Annotated in this window: 19 protein-coding genes; 13 read left to right on the top strand and 6 right to left on the bottom strand. The window is 58.0% G+C overall.

Annotation, left to right across the window (positions count from 1 at the left end):
* Positions 1–66: 66 nt before the first annotated feature.
* From ABRP31_RS23565 to ABRP31_RS23545, 5 genes are all read left to right on the top strand, one after another.
* Positions 67–609, top strand: a complete 543-nt coding sequence (locus tag ABRP31_RS23565) for a (2Fe-2S)-binding protein (RefSeq protein ID WP_087272602.1) — start codon at positions 67–69, stop codon at positions 607–609.
* Positions 606–1,610 (top strand): xanthine dehydrogenase family protein subunit M, encoded by a 1,005-nt coding sequence (locus ABRP31_RS23560; protein ID WP_349972564.1) that lies wholly within the window; start codon positions 606–608, stop codon positions 1,608–1,610. Before ABRP31_RS23565 ends, ABRP31_RS23560 begins: the two co-directional genes overlap by 4 nt.
* Positions 1,607–3,805, top strand: a complete 2,199-nt coding sequence (locus ABRP31_RS23555) for a xanthine dehydrogenase family protein molybdopterin-binding subunit (protein ID WP_349972565.1) — start codon at positions 1,607–1,609, stop codon at positions 3,803–3,805. The genes ABRP31_RS23560 and ABRP31_RS23555 overlap by 4 nt, the downstream gene beginning before the upstream one ends.
* 299 nt (positions 3,806–4,104) lie before the next feature.
* Positions 4,105–5,046: a choline ABC transporter substrate-binding protein gene (locus ABRP31_RS23550; protein WP_087272612.1), complete on the top strand. Its 942-nt coding sequence runs from the start codon at positions 4,105–4,107 to the stop codon at positions 5,044–5,046.
* Positions 5,047–5,088: 42 nt separating this feature from the next.
* The gene (locus ABRP31_RS23545; RefSeq protein ID WP_349972566.1) at positions 5,089–6,027 is read left to right on the top strand and encodes an alpha/beta hydrolase; all 939 of its coding nucleotides are present in this window, start codon (positions 5,089–5,091) and stop codon (positions 6,025–6,027) included.
* Between the two features lie 62 nt (positions 6,028–6,089).
* Here ABRP31_RS23545 and ABRP31_RS23540 read toward each other — a convergent pair whose 3' ends face one another.
* The gene (locus ABRP31_RS23540) at positions 6,090–7,337 is read right to left on the bottom strand and encodes an MFS transporter (protein ID WP_087272784.1); all 1,248 of its coding nucleotides are present in this window, start codon (positions 7,335–7,337) and stop codon (positions 6,090–6,092) included.
* A 451-nt stretch (positions 7,338–7,788) separates the two neighbouring features.
* On the opposite strand from ABRP31_RS23540, the gene ABRP31_RS23535 reads away from it, so the two are divergent.
* Genes ABRP31_RS23535 through ABRP31_RS23525 form a run of 3 tightly spaced genes read left to right on the top strand, consistent with a single transcriptional unit; the run spans position 7,789 to position 10,465 of the window.
* A complete protein-coding gene (locus ABRP31_RS23535) occupies positions 7,789–9,228 on the top strand; it encodes a cytochrome ubiquinol oxidase subunit I (RefSeq protein WP_087272619.1) in 1,440 nt (479 codons plus the stop codon).
* A gap of 3 nt (positions 9,229–9,231) precedes the next feature.
* Positions 9,232–10,239 (top strand): cytochrome d ubiquinol oxidase subunit II, encoded by a 1,008-nt coding sequence (gene cydB / locus ABRP31_RS23530; RefSeq protein ID WP_087272622.1) that lies wholly within the window; start codon positions 9,232–9,234, stop codon positions 10,237–10,239.
* 55 nt (positions 10,240–10,294) lie between these two features.
* Positions 10,295–10,465 (top strand): DUF2474 domain-containing protein, encoded by a 171-nt coding sequence (locus tag ABRP31_RS23525; protein WP_087272625.1) that lies wholly within the window; start codon positions 10,295–10,297, stop codon positions 10,463–10,465.
* Between the two features lie 181 nt (positions 10,466–10,646).
* On the opposite strand, the gene ABRP31_RS23520 is transcribed toward ABRP31_RS23525, so the two are convergent.
* Both ABRP31_RS23520 and ABRP31_RS23515 read right to left on the bottom strand, forming a co-directional pair.
* Positions 10,647–11,771 carry a methyltransferase gene (locus ABRP31_RS23520; protein ID WP_349972568.1) on the bottom strand — a complete coding sequence of 375 codons (1,125 nt, stop codon included), beginning with the start codon at positions 11,769–11,771 and terminating at the stop codon, positions 10,647–10,649.
* Between the two features lie 119 nt (positions 11,772–11,890).
* On the bottom strand, positions 11,891–12,085 hold the full coding sequence (locus ABRP31_RS23515) for a LuxR C-terminal-related transcriptional regulator (protein ID WP_238599619.1): 195 nt from the start codon (positions 12,083–12,085) through the stop codon (positions 11,891–11,893).
* Between the two features lie 376 nt (positions 12,086–12,461).
* On the opposite strand from ABRP31_RS23515, the gene ABRP31_RS23510 reads away from it, so the two are divergent.
* The gene (locus tag ABRP31_RS23510; RefSeq protein WP_349972569.1) at positions 12,462–13,238 is read left to right on the top strand and encodes a ferredoxin--NADP reductase; all 777 of its coding nucleotides are present in this window, start codon (positions 12,462–12,464) and stop codon (positions 13,236–13,238) included.
* 134 nt (positions 13,239–13,372) lie between these two features.
* Here the strand turns inward: ABRP31_RS23510 and mscL are convergent, their stop codons facing one another.
* Positions 13,373–13,819, bottom strand: coding sequence for a large-conductance mechanosensitive channel protein MscL (gene mscL, locus ABRP31_RS23505; protein WP_349972570.1), 447 nt, complete (start codon positions 13,817–13,819; stop codon positions 13,373–13,375).
* Between the two features lie 196 nt (positions 13,820–14,015).
* On the opposite strand from mscL, the gene radA reads away from it, so the two are divergent.
* The gene (gene radA / locus ABRP31_RS23500; RefSeq protein WP_087272641.1) at positions 14,016–15,383 is read left to right on the top strand and encodes a DNA repair protein RadA; all 1,368 of its coding nucleotides are present in this window, start codon (positions 14,016–14,018) and stop codon (positions 15,381–15,383) included.
* A gap of 126 nt (positions 15,384–15,509) precedes the next feature.
* Here the strand turns inward: radA and ABRP31_RS23495 are convergent, their stop codons facing one another.
* A complete protein-coding gene (locus ABRP31_RS23495) occupies positions 15,510–15,878 on the bottom strand; it encodes a PilZ domain-containing protein (protein WP_349972571.1) in 369 nt (122 codons plus the stop codon).
* A gap of 293 nt (positions 15,879–16,171) precedes the next feature.
* Between ABRP31_RS23495 and ABRP31_RS23490 the strand changes: the two genes are divergently transcribed.
* From ABRP31_RS23490 to yjiA, 3 genes are all read left to right on the top strand, one after another.
* On the top strand, positions 16,172–18,247 hold the full coding sequence (locus ABRP31_RS23490; protein ID WP_349972572.1) for a carbon starvation CstA family protein: 2,076 nt from the start codon (positions 16,172–16,174) through the stop codon (positions 18,245–18,247).
* Positions 18,248–18,266: 19 nt separating this feature from the next.
* On the top strand, positions 18,267–18,464 hold the full coding sequence (locus tag ABRP31_RS23485; RefSeq protein WP_027902281.1) for a YbdD/YjiX family protein: 198 nt from the start codon (positions 18,267–18,269) through the stop codon (positions 18,462–18,464).
* A 145-nt stretch (positions 18,465–18,609) separates the two neighbouring features.
* On the top strand, positions 18,610–19,587 hold the full coding sequence (gene yjiA / locus ABRP31_RS23480; RefSeq protein WP_349972573.1) for a GTPase: 978 nt from the start codon (positions 18,610–18,612) through the stop codon (positions 19,585–19,587).
* Between the two features lie 202 nt (positions 19,588–19,789).
* Here yjiA and glyA read toward each other — a convergent pair whose 3' ends face one another.
* The gene (gene glyA / locus ABRP31_RS23475; protein ID WP_099271024.1) at positions 19,790–21,043 is read right to left on the bottom strand and encodes a serine hydroxymethyltransferase; all 1,254 of its coding nucleotides are present in this window, start codon (positions 21,041–21,043) and stop codon (positions 19,790–19,792) included.
* Between the last annotated feature and the right edge of the window lie 138 nt (positions 21,044–21,181).

Raw genomic sequence — 21,181 nt, 5'->3', positions numbered from 1 at the left:
TCCACGAGTCGTACCCCTTAAGACGCAGAAAAACTGCGCTGTTCGAGTACCTACCGTGAGGTTTCCATGAGTTCACCAACCCCCCAGGATTTCGCTGGCCATGCGATTAGCCTGACCCTCAACGGTCAGCCGCGACAGCTCAACGTCCAGCCTTGGACAACATTGCTCGACTTGCTTCGAGACCAGCTTGATCTGGTCGGCAGCAAGAAAGGCTGCGATCACGGCCAATGCGGCGCGTGTACCGTTCTGCGCGACGGCAAGCGCATCAATTCCTGTCTGACCCTGGCGATCATGTGTGACGGCGCAGAGCTGACCACGATTGAAGGGCTGGCAGATGGCGAGCAACTGCACCCGATGCAGCAGGCGTTCATCAAGCATGACGCCTTTCAGTGCGGCTATTGCACGCCGGGGCAGATTTGCTCGGCGGTCGGGCTGGCCAATGAAGGTCGCGCCAACAGCCGTGCCGAGATTCAGGAACTGATGAGCGGCAACCTGTGCCGCTGCGGTGCCTACAGCAACATTCTGGCGGCGGTGGAAGAAGTCCTGCCCGAGCTGCGCAACACCCATTCAGAGATGGGTAGCTTCGAGAAAGCGGAGGGCAGCCGATGAATCCCTTTATCTACAGCCGCCCAACCAGTGTCAGCGAAGCGGTCAATCTTAGCGGTGCTGCGACCCGGTTTATCGCGGGCGGCACTAACCTGCTCGATCTGATGAAAGAAAACGTCGCACGCCCCGAACATCTGATCGATATCACCCGGCTGCCACTGAACGACATCAGCGAAACCGACAACGGTGGGTTGCTCATCGGCGCGCTGGTGAGCAACGCTGATCTGGCCTGGCATCCGTTGATTGAGCAACGTTACCCGCTGCTGTCCCAAGCCGTACTGGCCGGAGCATCGCCACAGCTTCGCAACATGGCGAGCACAGGCGGCAACCTGCTGCAGCGCACACGTTGCTACTACTTCTATGACTCCACTGTGCCGTGCAATAAACGCGAGCCCGGCAGCGGTTGCCCGGCGCGCGACGGCCTGAACCGTATTCACGCGATTCTGGGGGCCAGCGACGAATGCGTCGCGACTCATCCTTCGGACATGTGCGTTGCTCTCGCCGCGCTTGAAGCCATCGTCCATGTTCAGGGGCGTGCAGGTCAGCGCACCATCGAGTTTGCCGACTTCCATCGCCTGCCCGGCGATGCGCCTCAGCGGGATAACCAATTGGCCGATGACGAGCTGATTACCGCAATCGAACTCCCGGCACCCAGCTTCGCGGGTCAGGGCAAGTACCTGAAAATCCGTGATCGGGCCTCCTACGCCTTTGCGCTGATCTCGGTTGCAGCGTCGTTGGAGCTGGACGGTGATGTCATTCGCGACGTGCGTCTGGCGCTGGGCGGTGTTGCTCACAAGCCATGGCGCGATAAGGTCGTGGAGCAAATGCTGGTCGGCAAACCGGTCTCTCGCGAGAACTTCGCGGCCGCCGCCGATGCCTTGCTGGCCGATGCCGAGCCGCTCGAACACAACGCTTTTAAAGTCAAACTGGCACGTCGGGCGATCATTCGAACCCTCAGCGATGCCGCGGTCGATGCTGCTGCCACAGGAGGAAGCGCCCAATGAATACGCCTGTTTCGCCACTGGGCCAAGCGCTTGACCGGGTAGACGGCAAGCTTAAAGTTACCGGTCAGGCCCGTTATGCCGGTGAATACCCGGAAACCGGTTTGCTGCATGGCAGCGTGGTCTCCAGCACTATCGCTCGCGGGCGTGTGACGCACATCGACATCTCCGAAGCCCTGCGCGTGCCGGGCGTCGTGATGGTGTTGGATCACAAGAACCGTCCAAAGCTCGCCAGCTATGACGAGAACTATGAAGACGCCGATTCGGCAGACGGTTCGCCATTCCGTCCTCTATATCACGATCGCGTGCTGTACAGCGGCCAGCCGCTGGCGCTTGTGGTCGCCGAAACCCTTGAGCTGGCGCGTTACGCCGGTTCGCTGGTGCGTATCGAATATCTGGTCGAAGCCCATGAAACCGATTTGCTGGCGGTGCAGGGAGACAGCTATGACGCACCGGCGGAACTGCCTGCGCCGCGCGGTGACTTTCAGGCGGGATTCGCCAATTCCGCACTGACTGTCGATGCCCACTACAGCACGCCGGTCGAACATCACAACCCGATGGAGCCGCATGCTTCGACGGTGTTTTACAAGGACGATGGCAGTCTGCAGGTCCATGACAAGACCCAGGGTCCGCAAAACTGTCAGGACTATCTGCACAACGTATTCGGTATCCCGAAAGACAAGATTCAGGTGCTGGCTGCCTTTGTCGGTGGTGCGTTCGGCTCGGGCCTGCGTCCGCAGTATCAGCTGCCTCTGGCGGTCATGGCGGCGCTGGAACTCAAGCGTTCAGTGCGCGTCACCCTGACCCGGCAGCAGATGTTCACCTTCGGCTATCGTCCGCGCACATTGCAGCATCTGCGTCTGGGCGCGGCGGCGGATGGCCGTTTGCTGGCGGTTGGGCACGGTGCAATCGGTCAGACGTCCCGGTTTGAGGACTTCAGCGAGCACGTGGTGGAATGGAGCGGCATGCTCTACAAGTGCGACAACGTCGAACTCACTTACAAGCTAGCGCCACTGGACGTCTACACCCCGTTGGACATGCGTGCGCCAGGCGCTGCGTTGGGTCTGATCGGCCTGGAGTGCGCCATGGATGAACTGGCTGTTGCCTTGGCCATGGACCCGGTGCAGCTGCGTCAGGTCAATTTCGCTGATCGCAACGGCAATGAAGACAAGCCGTATTCCAGCAAGCAATTGCGTGCTTGTTATACCCAGGGCGCAGATCGCTTCGGCTGGAGCCATCGCAACCCTGAGCCACGGAGCATGCGCGAAGGTCGCCAACTGATCGGCTGGGGCATGGCGGGCGGTGTCTGGGAAGCGATGCAGATGAAAGCCAGTGCCAAGGCGCATATCGACGCCCAAGGCAAGCTGACCGTTAGCAGTGCGACGACCGATATCGGCACCGGCACTTACACGGTCATGACACAGATTGCAGCCGAAGCGGCGGGCGTTGCTGTTGAAGACACCACGTTCGTGCTGGGGGATTCGTCGCTGCCAACGGCGCCCTTGCAGGGTGGCTCGTTCACGGTGTCGTCGGTGGGCACTGCCGTGCAGCAAGCCAGCAAGGCGTTGCGCGAGAAGTTGTTCACCGCAGCGGGTCAGATTGACGCGAAGTTTTTCGCCGCGAAGGTCGAGCAAATGACCGTTGCTGACGGATACGTCTCGTTGGGCGATCACCGATTGGCACTGAGCGAAGTGCTGAGCAGTTGGCCTGAAGGCTTGCAGGTGCAGGTCGATGCCGAGCCTGATGCGAAGCGTGAAGGTTACTCGAGCGCGACACACTCGGCGGTATTCGTTGAAGTGCAGGTCGATGAAGACCTGGGCACGATTCGCGTCAGCCGGGTGGTCAGTGCAGTGGCCGCGGGCCGAGTGGTCAATCCGAAAATGGCTCGCAGCCAGATACTGGGCGGCGTGGTCTGGGGGCTGGGCATGGCCTTGCAGGAAGAAACCCAGAGCGATCACAAACTGGGCCGTTTCATGAACCACAGCCTTGCCGAGTACCACATCCCGGTTAACGCCGATATCAACGACATAGACGTGATTTTTGTCGAAGAAAACGATGAAATCGTTAACGCGCTGGGTTCGAAAGGGGTGGGCGAGATCGGCATCGTCGGCGTCGCGGCGGCAGTCGCCAATGCGATTTACCATGCAACCGGCAAGCGGGTTCGGGACTTCCCGATAACCCTGGATAAGGTGCTCTGACGAGCTATCCCTCCAGCAAAATGCAAAGTCGCGATGGCGTTCTGTCTTACACGCCGCCATCGCGACCGTCGTAAACTCCGATGGCTCATACAGGATCGCTGTGAGCCTGATCTGAAAAGCAATCTCCCCCGCATTTCATTCCGTCCTCTCTAATGTCGCCAGAGTGCAAACACAGGTCGCGCTGGTGCGTTTCGTCCCTTGTGCTGCTGGGTAACGTGCTCAGGCGTGCCGCATTCGCATGGCCGCAGTTGTTCAAATAATCAAAACCAAAAAACAACCTGCCGACCGAGGGAGCACGCATGAACCGATTTATCCGTCATATCAGCTGTGGGTTATTGATGATAAGCAGCACAGCGTTGATGGCCGCAGAGCCCGCCAAATGCCAGAACGTGCGCATGGGGGTGGTGAACTGGACCGACGTGGTGGCAACCAGTGCCGTGGCTGAAGTGCTGCTCAAGGGCATGGGTTATGAAGTGAAGCAGACCAGCGCCGCCCAACAAATCATTTTCGGCGGCCTGCGCGATGACAAACTGGACATCTTCCTGGGCTACTGGAAGCCTGCGATGGACAAAAACATCGCGCCGTTTTTAGCAGCCAATCAGGTCAAAGTGCTGAATGAACCGAGCATGAGTGATGCCCAGGCGACCCTGGCTGTGCCCGATTATGTTGCTGCGGGTGGGCTGAAAACGTTCGGTGATATCGCGAAATTCAAGGACAAACTCGGCGGCAAGATTTACGGGATCGAGCCGGGTACCGGTGCCAATGCCAACATCAAGGGCATGATCGATAAGAATCAATTTGGCCTGGGCGGGTTCCAGTTGGTGGAGTCCGGCGAGGCCGGCATGCTTGCGGCGGTGGCTCGGGCGGTCAAGCGAGGCGAGTGGGTGGTGTTTGTAGGCTGGACCCCGCATCCAATGAACATCAACATGAAGCTGGCGTATCTGACCGGCAGCGAAGATGTATTCGGACCGGGCGAGGGCGCGGCCACGGTATCCACGGTCACCGCACCGGACTACGCGCAACGCTGTCCGAATGTCAGCAAGCTTCTGAGTAATCTGACCTTCACCGCCGCTCAGGAAAGCCAGATGATGGTGCCGATCATGGACCGCAAGGCTCCGGACGAAGTCGCCAGACAGTGGCTCAAGGATCACCCGGAAGATCTGAGCCGATGGCTGGCGGGGGTGACGACGTTTGACGGTAAAGACGCAGCGCCAGTGGTCATGGCGGCGATCAAGAAGTAAGGCCGGTTTACAGGTGCTAAAGAGGCTTGGGGAGGCAACTGCATGAGCGACGGCTTTCCCTTGTCTCCCGAACTCTGGGCGTTTGTCACCCAGACCCTGAGTTTCTCCTCAAAGGCGTCTGACTTCCGCAGTCAGCGCCAGGCTTACTCGCATATGTGCCGCGCCTTTACTCCAGCGCGGCCAGCGGGCCTTGAGGTGGCGGATTTTCAACTGGCCGATGTGCCTGTTCGCTGCTATCGACCACAACACGTGCACCCCGAGGCAGCGCCCTGTGTGATTTATCTGCATGGTGGCGGTTGGGTGGTGGGCGATCTCGACTCTCATGATTTCATCGCCGCACCGCTGGCCGTCGATGTTGGCTGTGTGCTGATCGCGGTGGATTATCGGTTGGCCCCTGAGCATCCGTTCCCGGCAGCGTTCGAGGATTGTCTGGCCGTCTGGCACGCGGTGCAGGTGCAGGCAGAACGGCTGGGGATTGATCCGTCGCGGGTCGCTCTTGCAGGGGATAGTGCCGGCGGTAACCTTGCTGCCGCTTTGTGTCTGGCACTGAGGGATGCGGGTTTTGCGCAGCCCAGAGGTCAGGCATTGGTTTATCCGGCGCTGGGCGGCGCAGATGACCTGCCGTCACGTAGCGAATGCGCCGAAGCGCCCCTGCTGAGTCGCACTGATCTTGAGTGCTATCTGGCGTTATACCTGAGCCGCGCCGCAGATTTTCAATCGCCTTACGCGATGCCGTTGCGTGCGAAGGACTTCACCGGGCTGGCGCCTGCGTTCATTGCCGTTGCGCAGTTCGACCCGTTGCGGGATGACGGCGTGGCTTACGAACGTTGTCTGCGTGAAGCTGGAGTGACAACTGTTTTTGATCCGGGCTTCGGCCTGGTGCATGGCTGTTTGCGGGCCAAAGGGCTGGCAACTGAGGTTGACCGGCTGTATGAGCGGTTGCTGGTTGCGCTACGCGGTTTTTTACAGCCCGTCTTGTAAGACTCACCGAGGTTGCAATCCCGTAAGGCTGGCTTGAACCGGGAGGGGGATCGCTGTAACCCTTACACCTTCTGCTCTTGCGCCTCGGCCACCACATCCCGCATGCGGTCGCGATTGGCCAGGGTCGGGAACAGTTTGATCCAGATGCCGGTTACCGCAAGGGTGCCGACGCCGCCCATGACCACTGCCGGAACCACGCCGAACCAGTGCGCGGTGAGGCCCGATTCAAATTCGCCGAGTTGATTGGAAGCACCAATGAACAGCCCGTTGACCGCGCTGACCCGGCCACGCATTTCATCCGGTGTTTCCAGTTGCACGAAGGACGCACGGATCACCATGCTGATCATGTCCGCTGCGCCAAGCACCACCAGCACCGCCATGGAAAACCAGAACGATGTCGACAGCCCGAACGCAATGGTTGCCACGCCGAACACGCCGACCGCGGTAAACATCACGCGGCCTACGTGCCGTTCGACATTGAAATGCGCAAGCCACAGCGACATTGCCAGCGCGCCGACTGCTGGCGCCGAACGCAACATGCCCAGCCCCCACGGACCGGTCAGCAGAATGTCTTTGGCAAACACCGGCAGCAGCGCCGTTGCACCACCCAGCAGCACCGCGAACAGGTCCAGCGAGATGGCACCGAGTACATCCGGACGACTGCGGATGAAGCGAATCCCGGCCAATAGCGAATCCATCGTCGCCTTGTTCTTGTTCAGTGGTGTCTGTCGGGCGGGCAGGCTGAGCATCAACGAGCAAGCGACGACATATAGCAGCACGGTCGGCCCATAGACCCAACTGCTGCCGAATGCATAAAGAAAACCGCCCAGTGCAGGTGCGACGATGGTTGCCGATTGCTGGGCCGACTGCGCGGCAGCCACTGCCCGAGGGAACAGCGCGGGCGGCACGATGCTCGGCAACAAAGCCTGAGTGGTAGGCATTTCAAAAGATCGGGACGCGCCTAGCGCGAAGGCCAGGATGAAGATCATTTCCCGGGTGACGCTGTCGGTGCTACTGCCGATGAACAGCGCCAAGGCGATACAGGCTTGCATCGTCTGGCAAATGGCGGCCACTTTGCGGCGGTCGTATCGGTCTGCCACATGGCCGGTGTGCAGCATGAACAGCACGCGAGGGGCGAACTCCACCAGACCGACTAACCCAAGGTCCAGGACGTTACCGGTCAGCTGATAGAGATTCCAGCCGATAGCCACCGTCAGCATTTGAAAACCGCTGGCGGTAAAGATGCGGGCAAACCAGAAAGCGACGAACGGGCGATGGTGGCGCAGTAACACTGGGGCTTGAGTCGGCATGAGCAACAACAGCCAGGCAGGGAAGAACCGCAAGATTATCAGTTTGTAACAGTTAGTTGCATGAAAAGCCGGTCAGATTGGATCCCAAAGTATGATTTTTTTGCTGCTTGCATGATCGTCGACGCAGGTCCCAAATGCTCTCATATGCCTGCGACGCAGGATTCCAGAGCGGTGAGACAACTCGTCACGCGGCAAAAGACCACACGTCCTACACGCTCAAATACGACTACTCTTTGACAGTCAGTTGATCTGCGTCAATGCCCTCAAGGCAAAAGAAACGGCAGGCGACTTGACGGACTTCAAGGTTGCGATATGGGCTGATGAGACGGGCATAGCCACTTTTTCGTCCAGAACCCAGAACGTTTTCAACCTGCCGCGCTCCTTACCAGTGGGGGGCAGTGGCTGCTGACCTCGGGGTCATCGGCCGTATCACCTGATAGAGGAAAACCCAATGTTCGGTTTGGATGCAATTGAGCTCGCCCGAATTCAGTTCGCGTTTACCATCTCGTTCCACATCCTGTTCCCTGCCATCACCATCGGTCTGGCAAGTTACCTGGCGGTGCTGGAAGGCCTGTGGCTCAAGACCCACAACAACGTCTACCGAGACCTTTACCATTTCTGGTCGAAGATCTTCGCCGTCAACTTCGGCATGGGCGTGGTATCCGGTCTGGTCATGGCGTATCAGTTTGGTACCAACTGGAGCCGTTTCTCCGACTTTGCCGGAGCCGTCACCGGGCCGTTGCTGACGTATGAAGTGCTTACAGCTTTCTTCCTCGAAGCCGGCTTCCTGGGCGTCATGCTCTTTGGCTGGAACCGCGTCGGGCGCAATCTGCACTTTTTCTCTACGGTCATGGTCGCCATCGGCACCCTGATCTCGACTTTCTGGATTCTGTCCTCCAACAGCTGGATGCAGACACCACAGGGTTACGAAATCATCGACGGTCGTGTGATCCCGACTGACTGGTTCGCGGTGGTGTTCAACCCGTCGTTCCCTTATCGCCTGGCGCACATGTCGATTGCGGCATTCGTGGCAACGGCATTCTTCGTAGGTTCGTCGGCGGCCTGGCACCTTTTGCGTGGTCGCGATACACCGCAGATCCGCAAGATGCTGTCGATGGCCATGTGGATGGCTTTGCTGGTCGCACCTTTGCAGGCAGTGGTTGGCGACTTCCATGGTCTGAATACCCTCAAGCATCAACCGGCGAAAATCGCCGCCATCGAAGGTCACTGGGAAAACGTGGGCGACGAGCCGACGCCGTTGATCCTGTTCGGCTGGCCGGACATGAAGGAAGAACGCACCAAGTACGCGGTTGAAATCCCGTACCTGGGCAGCCTGATCCTGACGCACAGCCTCGACAAGCAGGTTCCCGCACTCAAGGAATTCAAGCCTGAAGACCGCCCTAATTCGACTGTCGTGTTCTGGTCGTTCCGGGTCATGGTTGGCCTTGGCTTCCTGATGATCTTCACCGGTTTGTGGAGCCTCTGGCTGCGCAAGCGTGGCACGCTCTACAAATCCAGGGCATTCCTGTACCTCGCGTTGTGGATGGGGCCGTCGGGTCTGATCGCTATCCTGGCGGGCTGGTTCACCACTGAAATCGGCCGTCAGCCGTGGGTTGTCTACGGTCTGATGCGCACCTCCGATGCCTCGTCCGGGCACAGCGTTGCGCAGATGAGCATTACGCTGGTGTTGTTCGTCGTGGTCTATTTCGTGCTGTTTGGCGCAGGCCTTGGCTACATGATGCGTCTGGTACGCAAAGGGCCGAAGGTTCATGAAGACCATCAGCCAACCGGTGGCCCAGGTCAGCAACGTACTCCGGCTCGTCCGCTCTCCGCTGCTGAAGAAGGCAACGAAGACTCGCTCAATCACGACAGCCTGAATAAGGGGAACTGAGTCATGGGTATTGATCTTCCACTTATCTGGGCAATCATCATTATCTTCGGCGTAATGATGTATGTGGTGATGGACGGTTTCGACCTCGGGATCGGGATTCTCTTCCCGTTCATGAAGGACAAGACCGACCGTGACGTCATGATGAACACCGTTGCACCGGTCTGGGACGGCAACGAAACCTGGCTGGTCCTGGGGGGCGCTGGTTTGTTCGGCGCTTTCCCGTTGGCATATTCGGTCGTGTTGTCGGCACTTTATCTGCCATTGATCCTGATGCTGATCGGCCTGATTTTCCGTGGCGTGGCATTCGAATTCCGCTTCAAGGCCACTGATGAGAAGCGTCACCTGTGGGACAAGGCCTTTATCGGCGGCTCACTGGCAGCGACATTCTTTCAGGGCGTTGCACTGGGCGCGTTTATCGATGGCATCCCGGTGGTTGATCGCCAGTTCGCCGGTGGCGGTCTGGATTGGCTCACCCCGTTCTCCATGTTCTGCGGCCTTGCATTGATCGTGGCTTACGCACTACTGGGCTGCACCTGGTTGATCATGAAGACCGAGGGTGCACTGCAAAAAGCCATGCATGATCTGGCTCGTCCATTGGCAATTGCGGTGTTGGTCGTGATGGGTATTGTCAGCCTGTGGACTCCATTGGCTCACCCTGACATCGCTAACCGCTGGTTCACGTTGCCGAATTTGTTCTGGTTCCTGCCAGTGCCAATTCTGGTGCTGGTGACCATGTACGGTTTGTTCAAAGCCGTGGCGCGCAATGCCAACTACACACCGTTTCTGTTGACCCTGTTGCTGATCTTCCTCGGCTACAGCGGCCTGGGTATCAGCCTTTGGCCGAACATCATCCCGCCATCGATTTCGATCTGGGATGCTTCGTCGCCACCGCAAAGCCAAGGCTTCATGCTGGTGGGCACTTTGTTCATCATCCCGTTCATCCTGGGTTACACCTTCTGGAGCTACTACGTGTTCCGCGGCAAGGTTACCCATGAAGACGGCTACCACTAGCAGATAACCGCCCCAATGCCTGGCATTGGGGCTATCGATAGAGGAGAGACTGGCGATGTCTGGCAAAGAATCTTTTCATGATGAGCAAGACCCGGCGTTGAAGAAGCCGTTATGGCAACGTCTGGCATGGCTGGCCGGTATCTGGGCAGCAAGCGTATTTGCACTGTTCATCGTCGCTAGCGTACTGCGACTGTTCATGAACGCTGCGGGTCTGACGACCCACTGATTACAAATCCCATCCCGCGTCCCATCGACGCGGTTTTATAACCCTCCTCTGGAGGGTTTTTTTTGCCATCCCGATATTGATCCTGTAGGAGCTGCCGAAGGCTGCGAACTGCGGTTTATCAGACAAAACGCGTTCGCAGCCTACGGCAGCTCCTACAGGGTATGGTTTAGGCTTGGAGTTATTACTTGCGCGCTTTAAGAATCACAAACTTCGGCGTGGCCGCTACTTGCTCTACGCCGCGAAACAGGCGCGCCAGTTTGGTGTGATAACCCAAATGACGGTTGCCCACCACATAGAGCGCGCCGCCCGGCACGAGCGCAGCACGGGCTTGCTGAAACATGCGCCAGGCTAAAAAATCACCGACGACTTGCTGCTGGTGGAACGGCGGATTGCACAGCACTACGTCGAGGGAGTCAGGTTCCTGACCCGCCAGACCGTCATCGGCACGCAGCACCACTTCTCGTTCGCCCAATGCGGTGCGCCAGTTCTGCTCCGCTGACTGCACCGCCATATACGACTCATCAACCAGCGTGTACTGCGCCTGAGGATTTGCCAAAGCGCTGGCAATTGCCAATACGCCGTTGCCACAACCGAGGTCGGCAACTCGTGCGGTGCCCAGGTTTTTCGGCAGATGCGGCAAGAATGCGCGAGTCCCGATGTCCAGACCCTCACGGCAGAATACGTTGGCGTGATTCACCAGTTCGATGGCCGGCTCGTCCAGCGTATAACGGGTCGGGTAGGGCGAACGGACCACTTCTTTTGGTTGTGGTGTTGCGAACAGCAGCCTGGCTTTTTTCACGGCAAGTGAGGCGCTGACAGGGCCAACATACTCCTCGAGTAAGTCACCGGCTGAGCGAGGCAGATGTTTGACCATCGCGGCTGCGACTATCTGGGCCTCAGGTGCGAGTTGACCCTGAAGCCGGATCAACTGCTCCTCTAGCAGCGCGAGGGTTTTCGGAACGCGAATCAGCACCCAGTCGAACGGGCCGACAATGGCTTCACTGGCTGGAACCAAAGTGACTGCGTCGTAAGCCATGCCGTTGCGGACCAGATTTTTCTGCAAGCCGTGGGCGGCCAGATATGAATCGGTACTGCTGGTGACCGTCGCATGCTGGGCAAGGCTGGCCGCCAGCGCACCAAAGCTGTCGTTGAGCACCAGCACTTTGCTTTGCAGTGTCAGGCCACGCTCCGCGACGTAATTGAGCAGATACTCATCAGCAGCGTCGAAAGCCTGCAGCGGTTCGTCTTGCTGTTCCGGTTGGCGAATGAGGTCAAGCTGGGCGAGCGGAGTAACAAGCAACGGCATGGGCGGCAAAACTCTGGGCAATCGACGATTGGTCACTTGAGCCCTTGAAGCGGTGGGCTAGCGAAAGCGTGTGATTTTACGTGCTTTTTGCCTCTTGGCACCTGTCCTTGCGTCGTTAGTTAAAACATTCCGCTAAGTGCAGCCTGGACCACTGCCGAGGTCTTGTTACACGCCCCCATCTTCTGCACTGCATTGGCTACATGAAAATGCACGGTGCGCTCCTTCATGCTCAGAATAATGGCGATATCTCCCGCTGTTTTTCCTTCAGCAGTCCATTTCAGTATTTCGATTTCCCTGGCAGTCAGCTTCTTCATGCCGAAACTGTGCAGGACCTCTAGAGATTGGGTCCCCATTTTTCACCTCCATGTCGTTCAGATCGTGTCCGTTGTTCTTGTTCCTAAGTGTAGGGAACATTGCGTCGCGAAAACTCAAAGCGGCGGCATCGCAGACAGATGGAGTGCTGGCGTTTTGTCCCCAAGTTCAGTTGGCGAATGAACGAATCCTTGCAGGGGCGGACGTAGACGGGTCAGGTGATTTCAATCGCCGGAGTGGCTATACCCTCAAGAGGCAAATGATCTAACAGGCGTGTCGTAGACATTACGGATGTCACTACAAACCAGCGGTGTTTATCCACAGCGCTTTGCGGGACACTGGGCATCTCGGATTTACGTGCAGGAGTCAGGATCGACCATGACCGCCAGTGAAGAAAAGTACACCCGTCAGACGCTGCTCAACGTCACGCCGTTGACCCCGAGCCTGTTCACGCTGCGCACCAGCCGTGATCCAGGCTTTCGCTTTACCGCCGGGCAGTTCGCGCGTCTGGGTGTCACCAAGCCTGACGGCACCATCGTTTGGCGTGCCTATTCAATGGTTTCCTCGCCTCATGATGAGTTTCTCGAGTTCTTCTCTATTGTGGTGCCGGGTGGCGAATTCACCAGCGAGCTGAGCCGCTTGCGTGAGGGGGACACGCTGCTGATCGAAAGGCTGGCGACGGGGTATCTGACTGTGGACAGATTTACCGACGGCCGTGATCTCTGGTTGTTATCCACAGGGACAGGCGTCGCGCCGTTCTTGTCGATCCTGCAGGATTTCGAGGTGTGGGAGAAATTTGAACGTATCGTCCTGGTATACAGCGCCCGTGAGGCGAAAGAGTTGGCGTATCAACCGCTGATTGCCGGGCTGACTGAGCGTGAGTATCTGGCTGAATATGCCGACAAGCTGATCTACGTCCCGGTGGTGACTCGCGAACAAGTCCCTGGCGCGTTGAATGGCCGTATTACCCAGTTGATTGAAAACGGTGAGCTGGAGCGCGCTACAGGCCTGCCGCTGAACCCTGAGCACTCGCGAGTGATGATTTGCGGCAATCCACAAATGATCGAAGACACCCGAGCGATGCTCAAGGCCCGCGACATGAATTTGAACCTGACACGGCGGCCGGGGCAGGTGGTTGTCGAGAATTATTGGTAACAGGGTTAGAGCTGGACGCTGTTTCCTCTGGGAGTGGCGCTTGCCCGTGATAAGTCACGGTGATTTAACTGAAAAATCGCGGCGTTCTTTTCGCGGGCAAGCACCGCTCCCACAAAGCGAGTCAGCTATTCCTGTCAGCCCGGATGCTTCGGATCCACGGTAATCGGTGCCGACGGCTGGTGCTGTTCTTTCAACAGGTCACGAATCTCACCCAGCAGCAGTTCCTGCTTGGTTGGCGTCGGTGGCAGGGTGGGTGCCTTGGCTTCTTCGCGCTTGAGGCGATTGATCGCTTTCACGCCCATGAAGATGGCGAATGCGACAATGATGAAGTCGATAACCGTCTGGATGAACTTGCCGTAAGCCAGCACTACCGCAGGGGCCGCGCCTTCTGCTGGTCTGAGGATGACGGCAAGATCACTGAAGTCCACACCGCCGATCAGCAGCCCGAGAGGCGGCATGATGACATCGCCGACGAACGACGAAACGATCTTGCCGAATGCCGCACCAATGATGATACCGACGGCCATATCGACCACGTTACCTTTGACGGCAAAGGCTTTGAACTCGCTTAGTACGCTCATGGGTCATTCCTTGTAACTGATGAGATTTGTCCAGTGCAGTGTATGTCAGCTGCACGCGTTGCGCTGGGCACCCTGCAATCGACCGGGCTTTTCTGACGAAGTTTTATGAAATTCCTCAAAAAGACAGCGCCACATGCTTACCGACGCGCTGGCGGCAGCTGCGTTATGATTGCCAACTTTTACCGACGGGGTTGTCATGGCCAAGGCCAAACGTTTGTATGGCTGCACTGAGTGCGGCGCAACCTTTCCCAAGTGGGCCGGGCAGTGCAGCGAATGCGGTGCCTGGAACACACTGGTTGAAACCGTGCTGGAAAGCGGCAGCGCTGCGCCTCCGAGCGGGCGCTCCGGCTGGACCGGGCAGCAGACCCAGATCCGTACACTGGCTGAGGTCAGCGTCGAGGAGATCCCAAGGTTCTCCACTAACTCGGCCGAGTTGGACCGGGTATTGGGCGGCGGCCTGGTTGATGGCTCGGTGGTGCTGATCGGCGGTGATCCGGGGATAGGCAAATCAACCATCCTTCTGCAGACGCTATGCAACATTGCCGAGCGCATGCCCGCTTTGTACGTCACCGGCGAAGAATCCCAGCAGCAAGTCGCGATGCGCGCCCGTCGTCTGGGGCTGCCTCAGGACAAGCTGCAGGTCATGACTGAAACCTGTATCGAAAACATTATTGCCACCGCCAAGGTCGAAAAGCCCAAGGTGATGGTGATCGACTCGATCCAGACGATTTTCACCGAACAACTGCAATCCGCTCCGGGCGGCGTTTCGCAAGTCCGGGAAAGTGCGGCCTTGCTGGTGCGTTATGCCAAGCAAAGCGGTACAGCGATCTTTCTGGTAGGCCATGTCACTAAAGAGGGCGCATTGGCGGGACCGCGAGTGCTTGAGCACATGGTCGATACGGTTCTGTACTTCGAGGGCGAATCCGACGGTCGTCTGCGATTGCTGCGCGCGGTGAAGAACCGCTTCGGTGCGGTCAACGAGCTGGGTGTATTCGGCATGACGGACAAGGGGCTGAAAGAAGTCTCCAATCCCTCGGCGATCTTTCTGACTCGCGCTCAGGAAGAAGTCCCGGGAAGCGTGGTCATGGCGACCTGGGAAGGCACGCGGCCGATGCTGGTGGAGGTTCAGGCGTTGGTTGACGACAGCCACATGTCCAATCCGCGTCGCGTGACGTTGGGGCTGGATCAGAATCGTCTGGCGATGCTGCTGGCGGTCCTGCACCGTCACGGCGGTATTCCTACTCACGATCAGGATGTTTTCCTCAACGTGGTGGGTGGCGTCAAAGTCCTGGAAACCGCTTCGGATCTGGCATTGATGGCGGCGGTCATGTCCAGTTTGCGCAACCGTCCTCTGCCTCATGATTTGTTGGTGTTTGGCGAGGTCGGGCTGTCCGGCGAAGTCCGCCCGGTGCCGAGCGGCCAGGAGCGGCTCAAGGAAGCGGCCAAGCACGGTTTCAAACGGGCGATCGTGCCCAAAGGCAACGCCCCGAAAGAAGCGCCACCGGGATTGCAGATTATTGCGGTAACACGGCTGGAACAGGCGCTGGATGCGTTGTTTGAGTAACGTTCGAGAGGCCTTGTAGGAGCCCGCTTGCCCGCGATCAGGCCAGTGCATCAGATACAACCCCTGCGTCTGAAATACCGTCATCGCGGGCAAGCGCGCTCCTACAGTTAAAAACCATGCGTATCCTTACACCTCAATCAACGCTGCCAGCTCCCGCTCCAGCTCATCATGATCAGCCAGGTTCAGTTCAACCAGCCTGCGCAGATGGCTAATGGAGTCCAGGGTGATCTGCTCACAGACAAACCCCAACTGGCCGTTGTCATCGTGGGTCAGGCGTACGTCCATTTGCACATGCACTTCATTGCTTAACTTGATGTCGGCGTGGAAGGCCTGTCCGGTATCGGCCTGCCAAGGGGTAGGGCGCTCAATAAGCATGCCTTTGAGGGATAAATCGACAAGCTGGACCTGCCAGTTGCGGTCGCCCTGGCTGAGCGTGGTTTTCGCATCGAAGGCGATGCGTTTGAAGCGGCGGCGGTCATCGTTGGAGTCGGTCATCGAATCACTTCTCTTGGAATCGTCTGACTTACAGTCAGCGGTTCAACGCCATTCAAGGCGTCGCCTGTAACGACGATAGTCCCGATCGCGATTTCCGGATAGTTTTCATAACCGGATTTACATTTCCCCTGCGCTGAAGGGTACTTGCTGCCCGGTCTTTTCAATGAGCAGGTGAAGAGCAAATCTGTCTTATCGGATCTTTTAGGCTCTAGACCATAGTGGGGGTGGCCTTTCGCTGTGGCAGAGCTAAACTCGCGTAGCTGGCCTTTCAGTCATCTGCTGGAATACAAAAAATGAAAAATAATAATAGCCTCATGCGCCATGTGCCTTGGCTGATCGTTGCAATTATCGGGGCATGTGCCCTTGGGGTCGTGGCCTTGCGCCGCGGGGAAGCAATCAACGCCTTGTGGATCGTGGTCGCTGCGGTCGCCATCTACCTGGTCGCCTATCGTTATTACAGTTTGTTCATTGCCCGTCACGTGATGCAACTCGATCCGCTGCGGGCAACTCCAGCAGTGGTCAACAATGATGGTCTGGACTACGTGCCGACCAACAAACACATTCTTTTCGGTCACCACTTTGCCGCTATTGCTGGCGCCGGACCTCTGGTCGGGCCAGTACTGGCTGCGCAAATGGGCTATCTGCCCGGCACGCTCTGGCTCATTGCCGGTGTGGTTCTCGCCGGCGCGGTACAGGATTTCATGATCCTGTTCCTGTCCACACGCCGTAACGGTCGCTCGCTGGGCGACATGGTGCGTGAGGAAATGGGCCGTATCCCTGGCACTATCGCGCTGTTCGGCTGCTTCCTGATCATGATCATCATCCTCGCGGTGCTGGCGCTGATTGTGGTTAAAGCGCTGGCTGAAAGCCCTTGGGGGATGTTCACGGTCATGGCGACCATCCCGACCGCGATGTTCATGGGCATCTACATGCGCTACATCCGGCCGGGTCGCATCGGGGAAATCTCCGTCATCGGCGTGGTGCTGTTGCTGCTCTCGATCTGGGCCGGTGGGCACATCGCTGCCAGCCCTGAATGGGCGCCGCTGTTCACCTTTACCGGCGTGCAGATCACCTGGATGCTGGTCGGTTACGGTTTTGTCGCTGCCATGCTGCCGGTCTGGCTGCTGCTGGCACCGCGTGACTATCTGTCGACCTTCCTGAAAATCGGCACCATCGTCGCTTTGGCCATCGGCATTCTGGTCCTCGCGCCTGAGCTGAAAATGCCTGCGTTGACTCAGTTCACTGACGGCACCGGTCCAGTCTGGAAAGGCACACTGTTCCCGTTCCTGTTCATCACCATTGCTTGTGGTGCGGTGTCCGGTTTCCATGCGCTGATTTCTTCCGGGACCACGCCGAAGCTGCTGGATAACGAAACCAACGCCCGTTACATCGGTTACGGCGGCATGCTTATGGAGTCCTTCGTGGCAATCATGGCCATGGTTGCAGCGTCGGTCATCGAGCCTGGTATCTACTTCGCCATGAACAGCCCTGCTGCAGTAGTGGGCAGTGATGTTGTGACAGTAGCGGCCACGATCACCAACTGGGGCTTCGCTATCACGCCTGAGCAACTGACAGCGGTTGCCAAGGACATCGGTGAAAACACCGTTCTGGCCCGTGCCGGCGGTGCGCCGACTCTGGCGGTGGGTATCGCACAGATCCTGCACCAGGCCTTGCCGGGTGCTAGCACCATGGCGTTCTGGTACCACTTCGCAATTCTGTTTGAAGCGCTGTTTATTCTGACGGCGGTTGACGCCGGTACTCGTGCCGGTCGCTTCATGCTGCAAGACCTGCTCGGCAGCTTCGTGCCAGCCCTGAAACGCACTGAATCCTGGACGGCCAACGCCATCGGCACCGGTGGTTGCGTGGCGCTGTGGGGGTACTTGCTGTATCAAGGCGTGATCGACCCACTGGGTGGCATCAACACCTTGTGGCCGCTGTTCGGTATCTCTAACCAGATGCTGGCAGGTATCGCTCTGATGCTGGCAACTGTTGTGCTGATCAAAATGAAACGCCAACGCTACATCTGGGTGACCATGCTGCCTGCGACCTGGCTCTTGATCTGCACCGTGACAGCGGGCTTCATCAAGCTGTTCGATAGCAACCCGGCTGTTGGTTTCCTGGCCTTGGCCAAGAAATACAGCACAGCGGCTGACGCAGGTCAGATTCTGGCCCCGGCCAAGTCCATGGACCAGATGCAGCACGTGATCTTCAACGCGTACACCAACGCGACGCTGACGATTCTGTTCCTGTTCGTGGTGTTCAGCATCCTATTCTACGCGCTGAAAGTCGGCGTCGCGGCATGGGGCAACAAAGAGCGTACGGATAAAGAAGCGCCTTTCCAGGCGTTGACGACTCCGACCAACGTTTGAAAGACGCGAGGATCTGCATATGTTCAACGACCTGAGTCGCCTCGGGAAATACCTCGGTCAGGCAGCGCGTCTGATGGTGGGCATGCCTGACTATGACAATTACGTCGCGCATATGCAGGTCAAACACCCTGACAAGCCGATGATGGATTACGAAACGTTCTTCCGGGAACGCCAGGAAGCCCGTTATGGCGGCAAGGGTGGGCCTAAATGCTGTTAATAGTTGATTAACAGAAGGCGTTAACCTGTGGGAGCGGTGCTTGCCCGCGATTAGCCCAAACCGGTATTCGAGACTGGGTTGGGCTTATCGCGGGCAAGCACCGCTCCCACACTGTTTTGTGTAGTTTGAAATGACAGGAGCATCCATGACCACCCCGCAACCCATCCCCGTCACTGTCCTCAGCGGCTTCCTCGGCGCGGGCAAGACCACGTTGCTGCGTCATCTGCTCAAGACTGAGCACGGCCTGAAAATCGCCGTGATCGAAAACGAATTCAGTGATGCCGGTATCGATACCCAATTGCTGGGCGCCGAACCTGTGCAAGTCATGACCCTCTCCAATGGCTGCGTCTGCTGCACCATCCACACCGACCTGACCAAAGCCCTGTTTCTGCTGCTGGAGCGGCTGGACAGCGGCGAGATCGCGTTTGATCGTCTGGTGATCGAATGCACTGGCCTGGCCGATCCGGCACCTGTCGCGCAGACCTTTTTCATCGATGAAGAGTTGCGCGAGCGCTACATCCTCGACGGCATCATCACCTTGGTCGACGCTGCGAATGCCGACACGCATCTGGCCCAGACCATCGCCCAGGCACAGATTGGTTTTGCCGACCGTCTGTTGGTGAGCAAGCGTGATCTGGTGGACGACGCCACATTCGACGCCCTCAGCGCTCGACTGACCCGTATCAACCGCCGCGCACCGATTCGTGTGGTCGAGCATGGCCAGATTGATCTGGCTGAATTGCTGGATGTACGAGGCTTTAACCTGAACGCCGACTTGGGCGGCGGCATGACTTTGCGTCCGCTGGCCCCGGCCGGTAACGCCATTGACCGTATCTCCAGCCTCGTCCTACGTACCGACGAACCGCTGGATATCGAGAAGCTCAGCGAGTTCATGAACGAATTGCTTGAAGAACATGGGCAACAGCTGTTGCGCTACAAAGGCGTGTTGAATATTGCGGGGGAGCCCAAGCGTATGGTGTTTCAGGGCGTGCTGAAGCTGTATGGCTTTGACTGGGATACCGAATGGGAGGAAGGCGAGAAGCGCGAAAGCGTGATTGTGTTCATTGCCGATGAACTGCCGGAGGAGAAGATCCGGGCGGGGTTTGCCAAAGTCGCAGGCTGAACAGTATCCCTGTAGGAGTGAGCTTGCTCGCGATAGCGTTCTATCAGTCACAAAATAATCGGCTGACAGGCCGCTATCGCGAGCAAGCTCACTCCTACAGGTCCGATGTTGATTGCAATGCAGCGTTTCAGATCAAATACGGCGCCCACAAAAAGCCCGGCTTAAAAGCCGGGCTTTTTGTTACTGCTGCAAACGGGGCTGATTAAGCGCCGTATACCGGCAGTCGGGCGCAGATGGCTTTTACTTTTTCACGTACTGCATCGATCACGGCTTCGTTGTTCAGGTCCGCAAGGATGTCGCAGATCCAGGTTGCCAGTTCTTTGCACTCTGCCTCTTTGAAGCCGCGAGTGGTGACTGCCGGTGTACCGAAGCGCAGGCCGGAAGTGACGAACGGGGAGCGTGGGTCGTTAGGTACGGAGTTCTTGTTCACGGTGATGAAGGCGCGACCCAGGGCAGCGTCTGCGTCTTTACCGGAGATGTCCTGCTTGATCAGCGAGAGCAGGAACAGGTGGTTTTCAGTACCGCCGGAAACCACGTCGAAACCGCGCTCGATGAATACACCGGCCATGGCCTTGGCGTTTTTCACGACTTGTTGCTGGTAAGCCTTGAACTCAGGCTGCAGCGCTTCCTTGAAGCACACGGCCTTGGCGGCGATGACGTGCTCAAGCGGGCCGCCCTGGGCGCCTGGGAACACAGCAGAGTTCAGCTTTTTCTCGATATCGGCGTTGGCGCGAGCGAGGATCAGGCCGCCACGTGGACCGCGCAGGGTTTTGTGCGTGGTGGTGGTCACGACGTCAGCGAAAGGCACCGGGTTCGGGTAAACGCCAGCAGCAACCAGACCGGCTACGTGAGCCATGTCGACGAACAGGTATGCGCCAACCTTGTCAGCGATAGCGCGGAAGCGCGGGAAGTCGAGGATCTGCGAATAGGCAGAGAAACCGGCCACGATCATTTTTGGTTTGTGTTCAACGGCCAGACGCTCGACTTCGTCGTAGTCGATCATGCCATTGGCGTCGATGCCGTACTGAACAGCGTTGTACAGCTTGCCCGACGAGCTGACGCTGGCGCCGTGGGTCAGGTGACCGCCGTGGGCCAGGCTCATGCCCAGAATGGTGTCGCCACCTTGCAGCAGAGCCAGATAAACCGCGCTGTTGGCTTGCGAACCAGCGTGCGGCTGAACGTTGGCGTAGTCAGCGCCGAACAGTTCTTTGGCGCGGTCGATGGCCAGTTGCTCAACCACGTCGACGTATTCGCAGCCACCGTAGTAACGCTTGCCTGGATAGCCTTCAGCGTATTTGTTGGTCAGGACCGAACCCTGAGCTTCCATCACCGCTGGGCTGGTGTAGTTTTCCGAAGCGATCAGCTCGATGTGCTCTTCCTGGCGCAGGGCTTCTTGCTCCATCGCGGCGAAGAGATCGGAGTCGTACTTGGCGAGAGTCAAATCACGGCTGAACATGGCGGTCCTCAAGGATCGGGGCAGAAAAGGGGGGCATTCTAACTCATTGGCTTTTATCTGGCATATGAAAGGCAGTCATGTGCTGGACAAGTGGTGTTCATCTGAAGCGCCGCACCTATTGAATAGAATTGCGATTTC

It is taken from the genome of Pseudomonas caspiana (assembly GCF_040224095.2).
Lineage (GTDB): Bacteria > Pseudomonadota > Gammaproteobacteria > Pseudomonadales > Pseudomonadaceae > Aquipseudomonas > Aquipseudomonas caspiana.
Note: the sequence above shows the minus strand (reverse complement) of the source record. Positions and strands in the feature narration are given on the sequence as shown.